Annotated in this window: 15 protein-coding genes and 1 pseudogene; 7 read left to right on the forward strand and 9 right to left on the reverse strand. The window is 74.3% G+C overall.

The annotated features are described in order from the left end of the window. Positions 1-3: 3 nt before the first annotated feature. Entirely contained in the window at positions 4-1581 is a 1578-nt protein-coding gene (locus ACFY7E_RS11475) for an MDR family MFS transporter (protein WP_389483284.1), read from the forward strand. 70 nt (positions 1582-1651) lie between these two features. On the opposite strand, the gene cseC is transcribed toward ACFY7E_RS11475, so the two are convergent. From cseC to ACFY7E_RS11505, 6 genes and pseudogenes are all read right to left on the reverse strand, one after another. Next, positions 1652-2971: a two-component system sensor histidine kinase CseC gene (gene cseC / locus ACFY7E_RS11480; RefSeq protein WP_389483287.1), complete on the reverse strand. Its 1320-nt coding sequence runs from the start codon at positions 2969-2971 to the stop codon at positions 1652-1654. Further along, positions 2968-3669, reverse strand: coding sequence for a two-component system response regulator CseB (cseB, locus tag ACFY7E_RS11485; protein WP_389483289.1), 702 nt, complete (start codon positions 3667-3669; stop codon positions 2968-2970). Before cseB ends, cseC begins: the two co-directional genes overlap by 4 nt. A gap of 74 nt (positions 3670-3743) precedes the next feature. Then, positions 3744-4586: a hypothetical protein gene (locus ACFY7E_RS11490; RefSeq protein WP_389483394.1), complete on the reverse strand. Its 843-nt coding sequence runs from the start codon at positions 4584-4586 to the stop codon at positions 3744-3746. Next, positions 4583-5155: a SigE family RNA polymerase sigma factor gene (locus tag ACFY7E_RS11495; RefSeq protein WP_383444209.1), complete on the reverse strand. Its 573-nt coding sequence runs from the start codon at positions 5153-5155 to the stop codon at positions 4583-4585. The genes ACFY7E_RS11490 and ACFY7E_RS11495 overlap by 4 nt, the downstream gene beginning before the upstream one ends. A gap of 224 nt (positions 5156-5379) precedes the next feature. Then, entirely contained in the window at positions 5380-6306 is a 927-nt protein-coding gene (locus tag ACFY7E_RS11500; RefSeq protein ID WP_383444206.1) for an A/G-specific adenine glycosylase, read from the reverse strand. A 429-nt stretch (positions 6307-6735) separates the two neighbouring features. Then, a pseudogene (locus tag ACFY7E_RS11505) lies at positions 6736-7359 on the reverse strand (phosphatase PAP2 family protein); the annotation flags it as partial. Between the two features lie 222 nt (positions 7360-7581). Here ACFY7E_RS11505 and ACFY7E_RS11510 point away from each other — a divergent pair. Next, positions 7582-8478: a hypothetical protein gene (locus ACFY7E_RS11510; RefSeq protein WP_389483293.1), complete on the forward strand. Its 897-nt coding sequence runs from the start codon at positions 7582-7584 to the stop codon at positions 8476-8478. An 80-nt stretch (positions 8479-8558) separates the two neighbouring features. Here the strand turns inward: ACFY7E_RS11510 and disA are convergent, their stop codons facing one another. Together disA and radA are read right to left on the reverse strand one after the other, a co-directional pair. Then, positions 8559-9683 (reverse strand): DNA integrity scanning diadenylate cyclase DisA, encoded by a 1125-nt coding sequence (disA, locus tag ACFY7E_RS11515; RefSeq protein ID WP_121832335.1) that lies wholly within the window; start codon positions 9681-9683, stop codon positions 8559-8561. A gap of 387 nt (positions 9684-10070) precedes the next feature. Continuing rightward, on the reverse strand, positions 10071-11480 hold the full coding sequence (gene radA, locus ACFY7E_RS11520) for a DNA repair protein RadA (protein ID WP_389483296.1): 1410 nt from the start codon (positions 11478-11480) through the stop codon (positions 10071-10073). A gap of 185 nt (positions 11481-11665) precedes the next feature. Between radA and ACFY7E_RS11525 the strand changes: the two genes are divergently transcribed. Continuing rightward, on the forward strand, positions 11666-13465 hold the full coding sequence (locus ACFY7E_RS11525; RefSeq protein ID WP_389483299.1) for a hypothetical protein: 1800 nt from the start codon (positions 11666-11668) through the stop codon (positions 13463-13465). Positions 13466-13471: 6 nt separating this feature from the next. Here the strand turns inward: ACFY7E_RS11525 and ACFY7E_RS11530 are convergent, their stop codons facing one another. Then, the gene (locus ACFY7E_RS11530) at positions 13472-14275 is read right to left on the reverse strand and encodes a hypothetical protein (protein WP_389483397.1); all 804 of its coding nucleotides are present in this window, start codon (positions 14273-14275) and stop codon (positions 13472-13474) included. Positions 14276-14369: 94 nt separating this feature from the next. On the opposite strand from ACFY7E_RS11530, the gene ACFY7E_RS11535 reads away from it, so the two are divergent. From ACFY7E_RS11535 to ilvD, 4 genes are all read left to right on the forward strand, one after another. Continuing rightward, complete coding sequence (locus ACFY7E_RS11535) at positions 14370-15302, forward strand: Ppx/GppA family phosphatase (protein ID WP_389483302.1); 933 nt, start codon at positions 14370-14372, stop codon at positions 15300-15302. 105 nt (positions 15303-15407) lie between these two features. Then, entirely contained in the window at positions 15408-16241 is an 834-nt protein-coding gene (locus ACFY7E_RS11540) for a sugar phosphate isomerase/epimerase family protein (protein ID WP_389483305.1), read from the forward strand. Positions 16242-16257: 16 nt separating this feature from the next. Beyond that, positions 16258-16890: a TetR family transcriptional regulator gene (locus tag ACFY7E_RS11545; protein WP_383444186.1), complete on the forward strand. Its 633-nt coding sequence runs from the start codon at positions 16258-16260 to the stop codon at positions 16888-16890. 163 nt (positions 16891-17053) lie between these two features. After that, positions 17054-18907 (forward strand): dihydroxy-acid dehydratase, encoded by a 1854-nt coding sequence (gene ilvD, locus ACFY7E_RS11550; RefSeq protein ID WP_389483307.1) that lies wholly within the window; start codon positions 17054-17056, stop codon positions 18905-18907. The last annotated feature ends 132 nt before the right edge of the window (positions 18908-19039 follow it).

The raw sequence follows: 19039 nt of genomic DNA on the forward strand, positions 1-19039 counted from the left end.
GACATGGCGACGCAGCAGACCGTTCACACACCAGAGGGAGAGGTCCCGCCGGCGCGCAGCGTCCGTGTCGTCCTGCTCGCCCTCATGATCGCGATGCTCCTCGCGATGCTGGACAACATGATCATCGGCACCGCGATGCCGACGATCGTCGGCGAGCTCGGCGGCCTGGAGCACCTCTCCTGGGTCGTCACCGCCTACACCCTGGCCACCGCCGCCTCCACCCCGCTCTGGGGCAAGTTCGGCGACATGTTCGGCCGCAAGGGCGTCTTCCTCACCTCGATCGTGATCTTCCTGATCGGCTCCGCGCTCAGCGGCATGGCCCAGGACATGGGCCAGCTCATCGGCTTCCGCGCGATCCAGGGCCTCGGCGCCGGCGGCCTCATGGTCGGCGTGATGGCGATCATCGGCGACCTCATCCCGCCCCGCGAGCGCGGCAGGTACCAGGGCATGATGGCCGGCGTGATGGCCCTCGCCATGATCGGCGGCCCCCTCGTCGGCGGCACCATCACCGACCACTGGGGCTGGCGCTGGTCCTTCTACATCAACCTGCCGCTCGGCGCCGTCGCCCTGGCCATGGTCACCACCGTCCTGCACCTGCCGAAGAAGCCGCGGAACACGGACACCCGGATCGACTTCACCGGCGCCGCGCTGCTCACCGCCGGCATCACCGCCATCGTCCTGGTCACCACCTGGGGCGGCACCGAGTACGCCTGGGGCTCCGCCACCATCGTCGGCCTCGCGGTCGGCGGCGTCGCCGCGCTCCTCGCCTTCCTGTGGGTGGAGACCCGGGCGAGCGACCCGATCGTGCCGCTGCACATCTTCCGCAGCCGCAACTTCACCCTGATGTCCCTGATCGGCTTCGTCGCCGGCTTCGTGATGTTCGGCGCGGTCCTCTACCTGCCGCTCTTCCAGCAGTCCGTCCAGGGCGCCTCCGCGACCAACTCCGGACTGCTGCTCCTGCCGATGCTGCTCTCGATGATGGCCGTCTCGCTGATCGCCGGCCGCGTCACCACCAGCACCGGCAGGTACAAGGCCTTCCCCATCGTGGGCGGGGCCCTCATGACGGCCGGCCTCTTCCTCCTCTCCACCATGGACACCGGCACCTCGCGCCTGGTCTCCGGGATCTGGATGGCCGTCCTCGGCGCCGGCATGGGCTTCCTCATGCAGATCACCATGCTGGTCGCCCAGAACAGCGTGGAGATGAAGGACATGGGCGTCGCCTCCTCCTCCACCACCCTCTTCCGGACCCTCGGCTCCTCCTTCGGCGTCGCGATCATGGGCGCGCTCTTCACCGGTCGCGTCCAGGACGAGATGGCCGCCCGGGGCGGCTCGGAGCTGACGGCGCGGACCGCCCAGCTCGACGCGGCCAGCCTCGCCAAGCTCCCGGCGCAGCTCCGCGAGGCCTACCAGCACGCGGTGGCCGCCGGCACCCACGGCGCCTTCCTGCTCGCCGCGGCGGTCGCCGTCCTCGCCTTCGTCCTCGCCTTCTTCGTCAAGGAGGTGGCGCTCCGGGGCGCCGGACCGGCCGCCGCGAAGGAGCCCGCCGACGGCGACGCGGCGAAGGTGTCCGAGAAGGTCTGAGACACGCGCGTACGACGGTGGGGCCGGGACCCGTAAGGGGTGCCCGGCCCCACCGCCGTACCGGACGCCCCTACTGCTCCGGCAGCCGCAGGACCGGGAAGCTGCCGGTGTTCGTCGGCGCGTGGTCCGGGAGCCACAGGACCGCGATGGCCCCGCCCACCCCGTTCGGCGCCCCCTCGGCGGCCACGTTCCGGAAGGTCAGCCGGGCGCCGAGGACCCGGGCCTGGCCCGACGCGATCGTCAGGCCGAGACCGTGGCCCTGGCCCGCGCGGTCGCTCGACCCCGTACGGAACCGGCTCGGGCCCTCCCTGAGGAGGGACTCCGGGAAACCCGGACCGTGGTCGCGGACGCGCACCACCCGGCCCTCGACCGTCACCTCCACCGGCGGCCTCCCGTGCTTGGCCGCGTTGGCCAGGAGATTGCCCAGGACGCGTTCGAGCCGGCGCGGGTCGGTGTTCACCCGGGACTCGTGCACGACCCGGACGACGACCTCCGGGCCCAGGACCCGCACCCGCCGCTCCACGAACTCCCCGAGCGCGATCTCCTGGAGCTCGGCCCGCTCCGACGCGCTGTCGAGCCGGGCCACCTCCAGGACGTCCTCGACCAGCGTCCGCATCGCCTGCGCCCGGTCCCGCACCAGCTCCGTCGGGCGCCCCGGCGGCAACAGCTCGGCCGCCGTGAGCAGCCCCGTCACGGGGGTGCGCAGCTCGTGCGCGATGTCCGCGGTGACCCGCCGCTCGGCCTCGATCCGCTCGTTCAGGGCGTCGGTCAGGGCGTCCACCGCCCACGCCAGGTCGTCCGTCTCGTCCCGTACGACCCCGCCGACGGCCTCCCGCACCCGTACGTCCGTGTTGCCCTGGGCGACCCGGCCGGCCGCCACGGCCGCCTTCCGCAGCCGCCGCGAGAGCCGGCCCCCGATGAGCACGCCGAGCGCGCAGCCGCCGAAGACCACCGAGAGCGAGCCGATGACCAGCGCCCGGTCCAGATCGGTCATGATCTTCGCGCTGCGGTCCGCGAAGGGGATGTGCAGCGAGAGCACGTCGCCGTTGGCGAGCGGCACGGCCGCCCACACGTCGGGCGGACCGCCGTGCCGGTGCTCCTGCACGTACGTGCCGCGCCGGTTGTCCCGCATCAGCCGGTCGAGCTCGCGCGGCAGCGCCGGATCGTTGATCTTGGTGCCGAAGCGGGGCTCCTTGGGCTTCGACGTCTCGTACAGCCGCTGCGCGAAGAGCAGCCGCTCCATCTGGACCTCGCGCGCGTTGTCGAGCATCGAGATGCGGGCGGCGTTGTGCACGACCACGCTCAGGGTCACCGCGATGAGGGCGCCGACCGCCGCGATGGCGACGGCGATCTTCCAGCGGACCCCGGTGCGCAGGGGGAACGGCCTCACCCGCCCTGGCCCCGGAGCTTGTAGCCGAAGCCGCGGACGGTCTCGATCCTGTCCTGGCCGATCTTGGCCCGCAGCCGCTGCACGTGCACGTCCACGACCCGGGTGTCGCCGCCCCAGCCGTAGTCCCAGACCCGCTCCAGGAGCTTGTCCCGGGAGAGCACGGTGCCGGGCGCGGACGAGAACTCCAGGAGCAGCCGCATCTCGGTCGGGGTCAGCGCCACCGGCGCCCCGCCCCTCCTGACCTCCATGCCCTCGGTGTCGACCTCCAGGTCGCCGAAGACGAGCAGCCCGCCGTCCCCCCGCTCGTCCCCGCCCTCGCCGCCGCCGGCGTGCCCGAAGCGGCGCAGCACGGCCCGGATGCGGGCCATCAGCACCGAGCCGTCGAAGGGCTTGGTGACGTAGTCGTCCGCCCCGGCCTCCAGGCCGAGGACGACGTCGATGGAGTCGGCGCGCGCCGACAGCATGATCACCGGGACCGTCGACTCGTCGCGGATGCGGCGGCAGAGGCTGACGCCGTCCATGCCCGGCAGCATCACGTCGAGCAGGGCGATGTCCGGCCGCCGCGCCCGGAAGGAGTCCAGGCCGGAGAGGCCGTCGGGCATGGCCGTGACCCGGAAGCCGTCCCGCTCCAGGGCGAGCTGGGTGGCCTCACGGATGACGTCGTCGTCCTCGACGAACAGGACATGGATTTCGGCCATCGTGGGGGTTCCTCCGGGATCGTGCGCTCTCCGGGTCTCTTCGGCGCGCTTTCCTGCGTCTCTTCGGGGGCGGCTCAGCCCGCGGGGGGCTCGCTCGGCGCGGGCTCCAGGCCCTCGCCCTCGCCGACCGACCGGCTGTAGTCGTTGTGGACCCAGTCGTGCTGGGTGAACCTGTTGCCCGTCCAGCGGTACGTGATCACGTCCTCGCCCGACGGGTACGCGACCGGGTCGCCCTTCGCGTACACCTGCTTGGTGACGATCAGGTCGCCCCGGTCGATCGTGGCGTACACCGCCCCGTCCTCGGCCGCGAAGACGTTCTCGTAGCCGTCGTCGCCGTCGCCGCGGCCGCGGTAGACGTACGTGCCGATGCCGATGCCGTCACCGCAGGTCATCACGTTGACGACGACGTCGGGGACGGGCGCGTTCGTGAGGTTTCCGTAGGAGGCGTCCACGGGGTACGAGTCCGCCGCGCACGGCTTCAGGTCGGCCTTGAACCGCTCGCCGATCTTCGGATCGGCCTTGAGCAGCCCGATCGGGTCCACCCGCTCCGCCGCCCGGGGGCCGGCGGTGGCCGAGGGGGTGGGGGCGGCGGCGATCCCGTCGCTGCGGGCCGCGCCCTCGTCGCGGGAGCCCGTGCCGCCGGTGGAGCAGGCGGCCAGGGAGAGGCCGACGGCGACGAGCCCGGCCGCCGCCGTGGCGCCCGCGGCCCTGGCGGCACGCCGACGGCGGCGGCGCCCGGCGGGAAGCCGGTCGCCGCCGCCGGGGCCGCGGAAGCCGTCGCCGGGTCCGGAGCTTCCGCCGGAGCCGTCGTCGAATCGGTCGCCGAACCGGTCGTGGAGCCGGTCGTCCGGTCCGCCGTCGGGGCCTTCGTCGGGTCCGGAGCCTCTGCCGGAGCCGTCGTCGGGCCCGTCCTCTATGCCGCGCACCGCTCGCGCCCCCCTTCGTCGCCTCGTACGGTCGTCCGCTCCCCGGTCCGCCCCGGGGCGCGGGCGTCGAGGTCGCGGCTCTCCAGCTCCTGCCGGAGCCGGGCGAGCGCGCGGTGGAGCGTGGACTTCACCGTACCGGTCGACATGCCGAGCGCCGCCGCCGTCTCCTCCGTGCTCATCTGTTCCCAGTGGCGCAGGACGACGACGCTGCGCTGCTTCGGCGCGAGCACCTTCAGGACGTCCATCAGGAGGGCCCGGTCGGCGTGCTGCTCGGTCGCGTCGGCCACGCTCGCGTCGGGCAGCTGCTCGGTCGGCACCTCCTCGAGCCTGCGCGAACGCCACCACTCGGTCCGCGTGTTGATCATGACCCGGCGCAGATAGGCGTCGGCGAGGGACTTGTCGGCGATGCCGTCCCAGCGCCCGTACGTACGGGCCAGGGCCGTCTGGAGGAGGTCCTGGGCGTCGACGGGGTCGGCCACGAGACGGCGCGCGCTGCGCAGCAGGGCGTCCTGCCGCGTGCGTACGTACTCCTCGAAGTCGAGCACCTCACCGTGCCTCATCCGAACCGCCTCCATCCCCGTGACCTGCTTGTTCCCTCGTGTCGCGGACGACGCTACGGAGCGCTTGTCACGGGGCTGTGCGGGGCGGCCGTCGGTGGACGCACGGCTACCCATCGGTTGTGTAACAGCGGGGGAGGAGGGGGTTTCGGAGCGGGGACCCCAGGAAAGCGGCAGGCGGGCTTCAGGCAGAGGCGGACGGGCTTCAGGCGGAAGACAGACGGGCTTCAGGCGAGCGGCAGGCGGTAGAAGCCGTCGTCCAGCGGTTCGACGAGACCGTCCGCGACCAGGCCGTCCAGGGCCCTTGCCCGCTGCACCGGCTCGTCCCAGACCGCGTCCAGGGCCTCGCGCGGCACCGGGTCCGCCGAGTCGCGCAGGACGGCGAGGAGCCGCCCCCGGACCTGCCGGTCGGTGCCCGCGTACGTCTGGCCGCGCCGCGGCGGGCCGTCGTGCGCGGGCTTCCCCGCGAGCCGCCAGGCGCACTGCCCGGAGATGGGGCAGCGCCCGCAGTCCTCGTTCTTCGCCGTGCACACCAGGGCGCCCAGCTCCATGGAGGCGGCGGCCCAGCGGGCGGCCGTCTCCTCGTCCTCCGGCAGCAGGGCGCGGGCGAGCCGCCGCTCGGCGGCCGTGGTCGCGTTCGGCGGGTACTGGACGCCGGTCGCCGCCCGCGCGAAGACCCGGCGCACGTTGGTGTCCAGGACGGCGTGCCGCTGCCCGTGGGCGAAGGAGGCCACCGCGGCGGCCGTGTACTCCCCGATGCCGGGCAGTGCGAGGAGCTGCGCGTGGTCGTCGGGCACGTCCCCGCCGTGCCGCTCCGTTATGGCCGTGGCCGCCGCGTGCAGCCGCAGCGCGCGGCGCGGGTAGCCGAGCCGGCCCCAGGCGCGGACCGCCTCGCCCGGGGCCTCGGCGGCCAGGTCGGCCGGGCGGGGCCAGCGCGCGAGCCACTGCTCGTACACCGGCAGGACCCGGACCACCGGGGTCTGCTGGAGCATGAACTCGCTCACCATGACCCCCCAGGCGCCGGCCTCGGGGCGGCGCCAGGGCAGGTCGCGGGCGTGCTGGTCGAACCAGGCGAGGACGGGCCGGTGCAGCTCGGCGGGGACGGCGGGGACCCCGGGGATCCCGTCGGCGGAGGAGGTGTCGATGGAAGTCATGGCATCCACGATCCTGACACGACTCCGCGGGGATCAGTGCGCGTCGTACGGCGCGTGCCGACCCTGCCCGGGGTTCTCGTAAGGGGAGGCGGGGTTCTCGTACGGGGCGGGGGCGGGGTTCCCGTACGGGGCGGGGGCGTCGTACGGGGAAGCGGAACCGTACGGGGAGGCGGGGGCGGAGCCGTACGGGGCCGAGGGGTCATGGGCGGGCGCGGACCCGTACGCGGGGGCGGACCCGTACGGGGGAGCGGCGTCGTACGCCGGGGCGGCGTCGTACGCGGGAGCGGACCCGTACGGGGTGGCGGAGCCGTAGGGGGAGGCGGGGGCGGCGGACCCGTACGGGGCGGCGGACCCGTACGGGGTGGCGGGAGCGGGCCCCTGCGGCGGTGCGGGCTCGAACAGGGAGGGTTCGGCGGGGGCGGCGGCCGGGGCGGACGTACGGGGGCCCGGACCCGCGCACCACACCACCACCGTGTTCCGGCTCGACCGGGCCGTCTCGACCAGGGACCGCACCGGACGCTCCGCGAACCGCATGACCAGGAAGGCGACCAGGGCGCCGAGGAGCAGACCGGCGGTCACGTCGTGGGGGTAGTGGACACCGACGAAGACCCGGGAGAAGGCCATGAGCAGCGCCATCGGCACGGTGAAGCGGCCCATACCGCGCCAGGACAGGGCGAGCGCGATCGCGGCGGCGCCCGCGATGGCCGAGTGGTTGCTGGGGAAGGACCAGTCGCCGTAGGGCGGGCAGGCGACCAGCGAGGCGGGTGCTCCGGCGACCGCGCGGCACGGACGTTCCTCGTCGATCAGCGACTTCAGCGCCTCGCTCACCACGTAGCCGAAGGCGGTGGCGAGCGGGGCGAGCAGCGCGAGCGCCATCGCCCGGCTCGAACCGTCGCGGGAACGCCACCAGCCGGCCAGGAAGAGCGCGCCGAAGAGCAGCAGTCCGGCCTCGGTCCAGACCTCGGCGAGCAGCTGGAACCAGTGCGGCGTGGCGTGGGCGAAGTCGGCGACGTCGAGATACAGACGGTCGGAGAGGTCGAGGAGGGTGTCCATGGGGGACGACGCTAACCGGAATCCGAAGCGCCTCGCCCCGGGCCATCGGCCAGAGCGACCCCCGACGAAAGCGGGGGGTGCCGATTCGGTCCGGTTGGCCCCGTTTTCACTCGTGACCCCGGAGAAAGTTCCCGAAAGAAGGATGTGATCATCGGCAAAACTTGCGATCTCGGGCGGCGGGTGGGGCGGGAGTTGGGCCCGATCTCTCGTAAGGTTCGGGGCGTGGGATCTTTGCGCAATCCGGTCGGGCCGCTTCCCTCCACCATCTACTGGCGACGGAGGGGGGTGGCGCTGTGCCTGGTGGCACTCCTCGCCCTGCTCACCGTGTGGGCCGTGACGTCCGGCGGCGGGGGCGGCGGGAAGCCGAACGACTCCGCCAACGGCTCGTCGCCCACCCCTCCCTCGATCACGCCCGGACCCTCCGGGTCGGGTCCCGCGATCAGCCAACAGCCGGGCGGACGGGACGAGTCGGGCGAGGAGGACGGGTCCTCCGCGGGCAACGGCGGCGCGGACTCGGCCGGTTCGGGATCCGGCTCCGGCTCCGGTTCTGGCTCCGGCTCCGGCTCCGGTGGTACGGACGCCGGTGCGGGCACGGGTGGTTCGGGCTCGGCCGGTTCGGCGGGATCGGGCGGCTCCGGCGGGAGCGGTGACGGCTCCGGCGGTACGGACGCCGACGCGGGCACCGGCGCGGGCCGGCAGCTCCCGGTCGGCACGACGGTCCCCAACTGCCCGGCGGGAACGCTCCAGTTGACGCTCAGGTCCGTCAAGGTCACCTACGAGACGGGGGAGAAGCCCCGCTTCCAGCTCGTCGCGAAGAACACCTCCGGCGCCGGCTGCAAGGCCGACTTCGGCCCCCGCAACGCGGTCCTGACGATCAGTGACGCCAAGGACGACGAGGTCTGGTCCTCCGCCCACTGCCCGCGCCCCGGCACCCCGCTCCTGCTGAGCCTCCCCGCGGGGGCGACCGTCACCCACACCGTGGAGTGGGACCGCGCACGCAGCGCCCCGCAGTGCGCCACCGCCCCGGCGGGCCCGGCCGGCCCCGGCACCTACCTGGTGGAGGCCGCCATGCCGGGCGTGAAGATCCTCCCGGCCTCGTTCACGCTCGCCAAGGACTGAGGGCCGCGGGGCCCCGCTCCTTGGGCGTACCGCTCCAGGGCCGAGGCCCTTTGGGCGTACCGCTCCAGGGCCGAGGCCCCTTAGACGTACCGCTCCAGGATCGAGGACTCCGCGAGCCGGGACAGGCCCTCGCGGACGCTGCGGGCGCGGGCCTCGCCGACGCCGTCGACGGCCTGGAGGTCGTCCACGCTGGCCGCGAGGAGCTTCTGCAGCCCGCCGAAGTGCTCCACGAGCCGCTCGATGATCGCGCCCGGCAGGCGGGGCACCTTCGCGAGGAGCCGGTAACCGCGCGGCGAGACGGCCGAGTCGAGGGTCTCGGGCGAGCCGCTGTAGCCCAGCGCCCGCGCCACGACGGGGAGTTCGAGCAGCTCGGTGTGGGTGAGCGCGTCCAGCTCGGTGAGCGCCTCGGCGACCGTCCGCGAGCGCTTGGCCGTCGGCTCCGGCACGTAGTCCCGGATCACCAGCTCGCGCTCCGGCTCCACGCCCGCGATCAGCTCGTCCAGCTGGAGCGAGAGGAGGCGCCCGTCGGTGCCGAGCTCGACCACGTACTCGGCGATCTCGGTGGCGATCCGGCGGACCATCTCCAGGCGCTGTGCGACGGCGGTGACGTCCCGGACCGTGACCAGGTCCTCGATCTCCAGGGCGGAGAGCGTGCCCGCCACCTCGTCGAGCCGGAGCTTGTACCGCTCCAGGGTCGCGAGCGCCTGGTTGGCGCGGGACAGGATCGCGGCCGACTCCTCCAGGACCCGGCGCTCGCCGTGCACGTACAGCGCGATCAGGCGCATCGACTGGGAGACGGAGACGACCGGGAAGTTGCACTGCTTGGAGACCCGGTCCGCGGTGCGGTGGCGGGTGCCGGTCTCCTCGGTGGGGATGGAGGCGTCCGGGACCAGCTGCACGCCCGCCCGGTGGATCTTGGTGATGTCCTTGTCGAGGACCAGCGCGCCGTCGAGCTTGCACAGCTCGCGCAGGCGGGTGGCGGTGAACTCCACGTCCAGCACGAAGCCGCCGGTACACATCGAATCGACCGCTTTGTCCAGGCCGAGCACGATGAGCCCGCCCGTGTTCCCCCGCAGGATCCGCTCCAGGCCGTCGCGCAGGGCGGTGCCCGGCGCGACCGCGCTCAGGGCGGCGCGCATCAGCGCTTCACTGCCGGAGCCCGCGCCGGATTTCCCAGGAGCTGCTGCCCCGTCCTTGGCTGCCACTGCACTCCTCCGGCTCGTACGGATGGGCGAGACCAGGGCAAAGTCTAGCGACACCACCCCGCCGCCCTCCGCCCCCGACCGAACGCGGGTGGTGCGGAAGGGGTCCCCACCCGGGTCCGGAACCAACCCTTCCCCATGTGGAAACCCTTGTCGGGCACCGTGCCCGGCCCTTGCAGGAGGCTTTGCCGGATCCTTGCCAGGGGCATGTCCAGGTCCTTGCCGGGGGACATGTCCGGGCCCGCGCCGGGGGTTCTGCGGGGCCCTTGCCGGGGGCCCGGCCCTGCCCGCGCCCGGTGCCCCGCCGGGCCCTCGCCGGAAGCCCGCCCCGCCTCCGGACCCTCCCCGGGCCCTCGGCGGAAGCCCTTCCCGCTCCGGATCCGCCCCGCCCTACCCCTTAGCCCCCTCCGGGGCGTCCGCCTTCGCGCGTCGTCCGCGCGGCAGGACCCGCAGCGCGTCGCCCATGTCCGCGACCTCCGTCACCCGCATGCCCGGCGGCACCCTCCCCGGGTCCGTCGGGACCAGCGCGTGCGTGAAGCCGAGCCGGTGCGCCTCCGCGAGGCGGCGCTGCACGCCCGTCACCCGCCGGACCTCGCCCGCGAGCCCGACCTCCCCGATCGCCACCAGGTTCTTCGGCAGCGGGGTGTCGCTCGCCGCCGAGGCAAGGGCGAGCGCGATCGCCAGGTCGGCGGCCGGCTCGGAGAGCTTCACGCCGCCCACGGTCGCGCTGTAGATGTCCCGCTTGCCGAGCGCGCTGATCCGGCCCCGCTGCTCCAGGACCGCCAGCATCATCGACACGCGGGAGGTCTCCAGACCGGAGACGGTCCGGCGCGGCGACGGGATCTGGGAGTCCACCGTCAGCGACTGGACCTCGGCCACGAGCGGCCGGCGGCCCTCCAGGGTGACCGTCAGACAGGTGCCCGGCACGGCCACGTCGCGCCGGGTCAGGAAGAGCCCCGACGGGTCGGCGAGACCCGTGATCCCCTCGTCGTGCAGCTCGAAGCAGCCGACCTCGTCCGTCGCCCCGTACCGGTTCTTCACGCCCCGGACGAGCCGCAGGCGCGCGTGCCGGTCGCCCTCGAAGCTCAGCACCACGTCGACCAGGTGCTCCAGGAGCCGGGGGCCCGCGATGGCCCCGTCCTTGGTGACGTGGCCGACCAGGAGCGTGGACATCCCGCGCTCCTTGGAGGCCCGGATCAGCGCGCCCGCGACCTCGCGGACCTGCGCCATGCCGCCGGGCGCGCCGTCGATCTCGGGCGAGGCGATCGTCTGCACCGAGTCCAGGATCAGCAGCGAGGGCTTCACCGCGTCCAGGTGCCCGAGGACCGCCGACAGATCGGTCTCGGCCGCCAGGTACAGGTGGTCGTCGATCGCGCCGATCCGGTCGGCGCGCAGCCGGACCTGGCTCGCGGACTCCTCGCCCGTGACGTACAGCGTGCGGTGCTCGTCGCTCGCGGCCTTCGCCGCCACGTCGAGCAGCAGCGTCGACTTGCCGACGCCCGGCTCGCCCGCGAGCAGCACCACGGCGCCGGGCACGAGCCCCCCGCCGAGGACCCGGTCCAGCTCGTCGACGCCGGTCGAGCGGGCCGTCGCCTGCCGGCCGTCGACCTGGCCGATGGGGAGGGCGGCGGTGGAGACCCGGCCGGCGGCGGTCGTCCGGACGGCGGGCGCGCCGTACTCCTCCACCGTCCCCCAGGCCTGGCACTCGGGGCAGCGGCCGAGCCATTTGGCCGTCTGCCAGCCGCACTCGGTGCAGCGGTAGGACGGTCGCTCCTTGGCGGATTTCGTACGGGCAGCCATGCGCCCCACCGTAGCCGCCGCCACCGACAACGGGCCCCGGCCCGGCGCCCGGCCGCCCCGGACCCCGCCGGCACGTCCACGGAACGCCGGGTTCGTGTCCTCTTTCGAGCGATACCTTCACCCGTAGGGATGAGAAGTGCGCGACCGGTACGAAGAATGCCCCCGGTCCTGCCTACGGTCGCCCAGTGACGAGCAGCAGGCTGGAAACCCCCGCACGCACCACCGGCGCACACCGGGCGCACCGCGCCACGGACCAGGGACCGCGCACGCTCGGCCGACGGCCCCCCGCCCACTACGAGCCCGCCCTCGACGGCCTCTTCACGTACTGCCTCTCCGTGCTCTGCGACCACGACACGGCCACCGCCGTCCTCGGCGACGTCCTCGCCGCGGCCGAGCGCCACCGGGGGCGCTGCCCCTCCGACGAGGACGGCCGCACGGCCTGGCTGTACGCCCTCGCCCGCTGGGCCTGTCTGCGCACCCTCGGCGAGCAGCGCCGCAAGCGCCGGGGCGCCCACACCGGCCGCCCCGCCGTGACCCCGCCCGAGCCGCCCCGGGTCCCCGCCGGGACCGCCGAGCGGCACCGTGCCGAACTCGCCCTCCTCGCCTGGCCCGAGGCGGCGGGCACCACGCCCGAGCAGCGCGAGGCCCTGGAACTCGCCGTCCGGCACGGACTCAACCACCGCCAGGTCGCCGCCGTCCTCTCCCTCGACCCGCTCGCCGCCCGCGAGCTCCTCGCCACCGCCGGCTGCGAGGTCGAGCGCACCCGCGCCGCCCTCGCCGTGGTCGGGGCCGGCAGCTGCCCCACCGTCGCCCGGCTCACCGGCGACCACCGGGTGCTCCTCTCGGCGATCCTGCGCGCCGAACTCGTCCGGCACGTCGACGACTGCCCCCGCTGCCGCCGCGCCGCCGAGCGGGTGGGCGCCGCCGGCCCCTGGCCCGGCGCCGGCGCCCTGCCCCCGGACCGGCTGCCGCTCGTCGAGGCGCCCCGGGCCGCCGCGTACCTGGCGATGCTGCACGTCCCGCGCGCGCGTGCCGGCGCCCCGCGCTTCGCGCCCACCGGCTTCCCCGTGGACCCCAAGGACCACACGGCCCGCCGCGACCGGATGCGGGCCCGCGCGGTGACCACCACCGTCGTCGCGGCCGTCGTCGCCGCCCCCGTCCTCGCCCTGTGGACCACCTACCGGGGCACCACCGAGACGACCGCCCACGACGGGGACCGGATCAGCGCGCCCGAGGCGGGCGAGGAGACCGGCCCGGACGGGCACCCGTACGACCGGTACGAGAACGCGGGCAACGCCCGCGACACCCCCGAGCCCCGCTTCACCCGGGGCAGCCGCTCCCCCGACGTCTCCGTCGAGGTGGTCAGCCCCGGCGGCCCCACCGGCTCCGGAGCGCCCCCGAAGCGCGGCGAGTCCGCCCCCGGCTGGGTCACGGTCACCGCGCGCGGCCACGGCGACCTGACCCTCCTGACGCTCACCGCCGCCGGCGGCGCGCCCGTCGAGTGGGCGCTGTGGACGGACGCGCCCTGGATCTACGTGAGCCGCGCCTCGGGCGTGCTCCGGCCCGGCGAACAGGTCACGATCGCGGTCCGCGTCGACCACGCGCACGAGCCCGCGGGCGCGTGGAGTGCCCGGATCGGGGTGAACCCCTCGGGCGCGGTGGTGCGCCTCACCGGGACCGGCCGGAGCGGGGCGGTCGAGGTCTTCCACCCGGCCCCGGACGTCACCGGGGGCCCGATGCCGACACCGCCGCCCCCGCCCCCGCCGGCCACGACGGAGCCGACCACCCCGCCCACGACCCCGCCGCCGACGACCGAACCGCCGGCCACCCCGCCCCCGGCGACGGAGGAACCGCCCACGACCCCGCCGCCCGTGACGGAGGAGCCGACCACCCCGCCGCCGGCCACGGAGGAGCCCCCGCTGCCGACCACGGACCCGGGCACGACCCCGCCGCCGACGGCGGAGGAACCGCCCCCGTCCCCCTGAGGACCCTCAGGCCCCGGGATCCGCCGGGTGCGGGGCCACCAGCGGCAGCTGCGAGGCGAGCCGGGCCTCGCACAGGCCGGCCAGGACCCCGTACGCCTCCTCGCCCATCATCTCCGTGAGCTCGGGCCGGTACGTGACGTAGACCGGCTCGCCCGCGCCGTGCGCCGAGGTGGCCGAGGTGCACCACCAGTGCAGGTCGTGACCGCCCGGGCCCCAGCCCCTGCGGTCGTACTCCCCGATGGACACCTGGAGGACCCGGGTGTCGTCGGGCCGGTCGATCCACTCGTACGTCCGGCGCACCGGCAGCTGCCAGCACACGTCCGGCTTGGTCTCCAGCGGCTCCCGGCCCTCCCTCAGGGCCAGGATGTGCAGCGAGCAGCCCATGCCGCCCGCGAACCCGGGACGGTTCTGGAAGATGCAGGAGCCCTCCCAGCGGCGGGTCTGCCGGTCGCCGTCCTCGTCGAGCTGCGTCCAGCCCGTCTCCGTACCGACGTCGTGGAACTGCCACAGCTCCGGCGTGAGCCGGGCCACGTGCTCCGCGACCCGCTTCTCGTCGTCCTCGTCGGAGAAGTGCGCGCCCAGCGTGCAGCAGCCGTCGTCGGCCCGGCCCGCCTGGATGCCCTGGCAGCCGCTCCCGAAGATGCACGTCCAGCGCGAGGTCAGCCAGGTCAGGTCGCAGCGGAAGACCTGCTCCTCGTCGGCCGGATCGGGGAACTCGACCCACGCGCGCGCGAAGTCCAGGCCCTTCTCGTCCGGCACCGCGTCCCCGGGCCGTTTCCGGGAGCCCTCGGCCGCCTCGGCGGCGCTCACGTTCGCAGGAGCGGCACTGTCTTTGTCCTGCTTCGCCTTTTTCGTCTTTGGCACGCTCTCCAGCGTATGCGGCGCGAGCAGTACCGTTCCGCCCATGAGACTCGGAGTCCTCGACGTCGGTTCGAACACGGTGCACCTCCTGGTGGTGGACGCGCACCCCGGCGCCTGCCCCCTGCCCGCCCACTCCCACAAGGCGGAACTGCGCCTCGCCGAACTCCTCGACGAGCGGGGCGCGATCGCCCCCGACGGCGTCGAGCGGCTCGTCGCGACCGTCCGGGACGCGCTCCGCGCCGCCGAGGACAAGGGCTGCGAGGAGGTGCTGCCGTTCGCGACCTCCGCCGTGCGCGAGGCGGTCAACGCCGACGCCGTCCTGGCCCGGGTCAAGGAAGAGACCGGCGTCGACCTCCAGGTCCTCACCGGCGAGGAGGAGGCCCGCCTCACCTTCCTCGCCGCCCGCCGCTGGTTCGGCTGGTCCGCCGGCAAGCTGCTCCTCCTCGACATCGGCGGCGGCTCCCTCGAAGTGGCGTACGGCATCGACGAGGACCCCGACACGGCCGTCTCCCTGCCGCTGGGCGCGGGCCGGCTGACCGCCGGCTGGCTGCCGGGCGACCCGGCCGACAGCGCCGACGTGCGGGCGCTGCGCCGCCACGTGCGCGCGCAGATCGCCCGTACGGTCGGCGAGTTCAGCCGCGCCGGCCGCCCGGACCACGTCGTCGCCACCTCCAAGACCTTCAAGCAGCTCGCCAGGATCGCCGGGGCGCCCGGTTCGAGCGAGGGTCCCCACGTCCAGCGGACCCTGAGCCGCAGGTCCCTGGAGGAGTGGGTGCCGCGCCTCGCCGGGATGACCGTCGTCGAGCGCGCGGCCCTGCCGGGCGTCTCGGAGGGCCGCGCCGCCCAGCTCCTCGCGGGCGCGCTCGTCGCGGAGGGCGCGATGGACCTCCTCGGCGTCGAGGAGCTGGAGATCTGCCCCTGGGCCCTGCGCGAGGGCGTCATCCTGCGCCGTCTTGACCACTTGCCGGAGGAGTGAGGGTCCCTGCGCCCCGGACCGGAAGCGGCGACCGGAACCGGTGACCGGAACCGGTGTGGCCGGAACCACCCTCCGGCCCCCCGGCCCGCCCCGTACCCTGTCTGCGTGGCAGAACCAGTGGTGCGCGTCCCGGATGCGAAGGTCGCCCTGTCGACGGCCTCGGTCTATCCGGAGTCGACGGCGACGGCCTTCGAGATCGCCGCGCGCCTCGGCTACGACGGCGTCGAGGTCATGGTGTGGACCGACCCCGTCAGCCAGGACGTCGAGGCCCTGCGCCGGCTCTCCGACCACCACGGGGTGCCGATCCTGGCCGTCCACGCCCCCTGCCTCCTCATCACCCAGCGCGTCTGGTCCACCGACCCGTGGACCAAGCTCCGGCGGGCGCGGGCGGCGGCCGAGAAGCTCGGCGCGTCCACGGTCGTCGTGCACCCGCCGTTCCGCTGGCAGCGCCAGTACGCCCGGGACTTCGTGAGCGGCATCTGGCGGATGGCGGACGAGACCGACGTCCGGTTCGCCGTCGAGAACATGTACCCGTGGCGGTACAAGGACCGCGAGATGCTCGCGTACGCCCCCGAGTGGGACGTCACCAAGGACGACTACCGGCACTTCACCGTCGACCTCTCGCACACCGCGACCGCCCGCACCGACGCCCTCGCCATGATCGACCGCATGGGCGACCGGCTCGGCCACGTCCACCTCGCCGACGGCCGGGGCTCCGCCAAGGACGAGCACCTGGTCCCGGGGCGCGGCACCCAGCCCTGCGCCGAGCTCCTGGGGCGGCTCGCGGCCACCGGCTTCGACGGGCACGTCGTCATCGAGGTCAACACCCGCCGCGCGATGTCGGCCGCCGAGCGCGAGGCGGACCTCGCGGAGGCCCTCGCCTTCACCCGGCTCCACCTCGCCGCCGCCGGCCGCCCCTCCCGGGCCCCGCGCCCGTGACGGGACCGGAGGTCCCGTGACCGGCCCGGACGCCGCTCCCGGCCCGGCGGCCCCCCGCCGCCGCGGCCGCCCCTCCCGTACCGCCGAGGAGAGCGGGCCGGGCGCGCGCGAGCGCATCCTGGAGGCGGCCCGCGACCAGTTCGCCGAGCGCGGCTACGACAAGGCCTCCGTGCGCGGCATCGCCCGCGCGGCCGGGGTGGACCCGGCCCTCGTGCACCACTACTTCGGGTCGAAGGACGAGGTCTTCGCCGCCGCCGTCGAGGTCTCCTTCGAGCCCGCGACCGTCGTCCCGGCGATCGTCTCCGGCCCCCGCGACGCCATCGGCGAGCGCCTCGCCCGCTTCTTCATCGGCGTCTGGGAGAACCCGGCCAGCCGCGCCCCGCTCCTCGCGATCGTGCGCTCCGCCCTGACCCACGAGGCGGCCGCCGCGGTCCTCCGCACCTTCGTGCTGCGGCGGCTCCTGGAGCGGATCGCCGCCGAGCTCGACGTACCGGACCCGAAGTTCCGCGCCGAGCTGGCCGCCTCCCACATGATCGGGATCGCGATCCTGCGGTACGTGATCCGGGTCGAGCCGCTGGCCTCCGCCGACCCGGAGGAGATCGTCGCCCAGGTGGCCCCCGCCCTCCAGCGCCACCTGACCGAGAGCTGACGGGCCCGCCGCTCCGGACACCACCGGGGGCCGACGGGCCCGCCGCCCCGGACACCTGACCGAAAGCTGAACATCCCGTCCGGCATGCGGACGAGCTGTCCAGATCTTGGTCCGGCGGCGTACGCTCGAAGACAAGCACACCCGTCACGAGGAGCGAGCGACGATGCCCGAGCTGAGGTCCCGCACTGTCACCCACGGCCGCAACATGGCGGGCGCACGCGCCCTTATGCGCGCCTCCGGTGTACCCGGCGCGGACATCGGCCGGAAGCCGATCATCGCGGTCGCCAACTCCTTCACGGAGTTCGTCCCCGGCCACACCCACCTCCAGCCGGTCGGCCGGATCGTCTCCGAGGCCATCACGGCCGCCGGGGCCATCCCCCGCGAGTTCAACACGATCGCCGTCGACGACGGCATCGCGATGGGCCACGGCGGCATGCTCTACAGCCTGCCCTCCCGCGACCTGATCGCGGACAGCGTGGAGTACATGGTCGAGGCGCACTGCGCCGACGCCCTGATCTGCATCTCCAACTGCGACAAGATCACCCCCGGCATGCTGATGGCCGCCCTGCGCCTGAACATCCCGACGGTCTTCGTCTCCGGCGGCCCGATGGAGTCCGGCCGCGCCACCCTCGTGGACGGCACGGTCCGCACGCTCGACCTGGTCGACGCGATCTCCGACGCCGTGAACCCGAAGATCTCGGACGAGGACATCCTCCGCATCGAGGAGAACGCCTGCCCGACCTGCGGGTCCTGTTCCGGCATGTTCACCGCCAACTCGATGAACTGCCTGACCGAGGCCATCGGCCTCTCCCTCCCCGGCAACGGCTCGGTCCTCGCCACCCACACCGCCCGCCGCGCGCTGTACGAGAACGCGGCCCGCACGGTCGTGGACATCACCCGCCGGTACTACGACGAGGACGACGCCTCCGTCCTGCCCCGCTCGATCGCGACCCGCGCGGCCTTCGAGAACGCCATGGCCCTCGACATCGCCATGGGCGGCTCCACCAACACGATCCTGCACCTGCTCGCCGCCGCCCAGGAGGCCGAGCTGGACTACGGCCTGACCGACATGGACGAGGTCTCGCGCCGCGTCCCCTGCCTGGCCAAGGTCGCCCCGAACGTCGCCAAGGACCGCACGTACTACATGGAGGACGTGCACCGCGCCGGCGGCATCCCCGCCATCCTCGGCGAGCTCTACCGCGCGGGCCTGCTCAACGAGGACGTCCACTCCGTCCACTCCCGCTCCATCAAGGAGTGGCTGGACGCCTGGGACGTGCGCGGCGGCTCCCCGACCGAGGAGGCCGTCGAGCTGTGGCACGCGGCCCCCGGCTGCGTCCGCTCCGCCACCGCCTTCTCCCAGTCCGAGCGCTGGGAGGCCCTCGACACGGACGCGGCCGGCGGCTGCATCCGCGACGCGGAGCACGCGTACTCGAAGGACGGCGGCCTCGCGGTCCTGCACGGCAACCTCGCCGCCGACGGCTGCGTCGTGAAGACGGCCGGCGTCGACGAGTCGATCTGGACCTTCGAGGGCCCGGCCGTCGTCTGCGAGTCGCAGGAGGAGGCCGTCGAGAAGATCCTCAACAAGCGGGTCGACGACGGCGACGTGGTCGTCATCCGCTACGAGGGCCCCAAGGGCGGCCCCGGCATGCAGGAGATGCTCTACCCGACCTCCTTCCTCAAGGGCCGGGGCCTGGGCAAGACCTGCGCCCTGGTCACCGACGGGCGCTTCTCCGGCGGCACCTCGGGCCTCTCCATCGGTCACGCGTCCCCGGAGGCGGCCTCGGGCGGCACGATCGCCCTCGTCGAGGACGGCGACCGCATCCGCATCGACATCCCGAACCGCACGATCGACCTCCTCGTCGGCGAGGACGTCCTCGCCGCCCGCCGCGAGGCCCTCGGCGGGGTGTACGCGCCGAAGAACCGCGAGCGCAAGGTCTCGGCGGCGCTGCGGGCGTACGCGGCGATGGCGACGAGCGCCGACAAGGGCGCGGTCCGCGACGTGACGAAGCTGGGCTGAGCCCGGAGGCGTACGTGAGGGGGCCCGGGGCTCTTCGAAGCCCCGGGCCCCCTCACGCGTGCGCGTACGGCGGTCTACCGGGAGGCCCCCCTCACGCGTGCGCGTACGGCGGTCTTACGGGGTCCGCCGGGA

Origin of the sequence: Streptomyces sp. NPDC012825 (assembly GCF_042900925.1) — a bacterium.
Classification (GTDB): Bacteria; Actinomycetota; Actinomycetes; order Streptomycetales; family Streptomycetaceae; genus Streptomyces.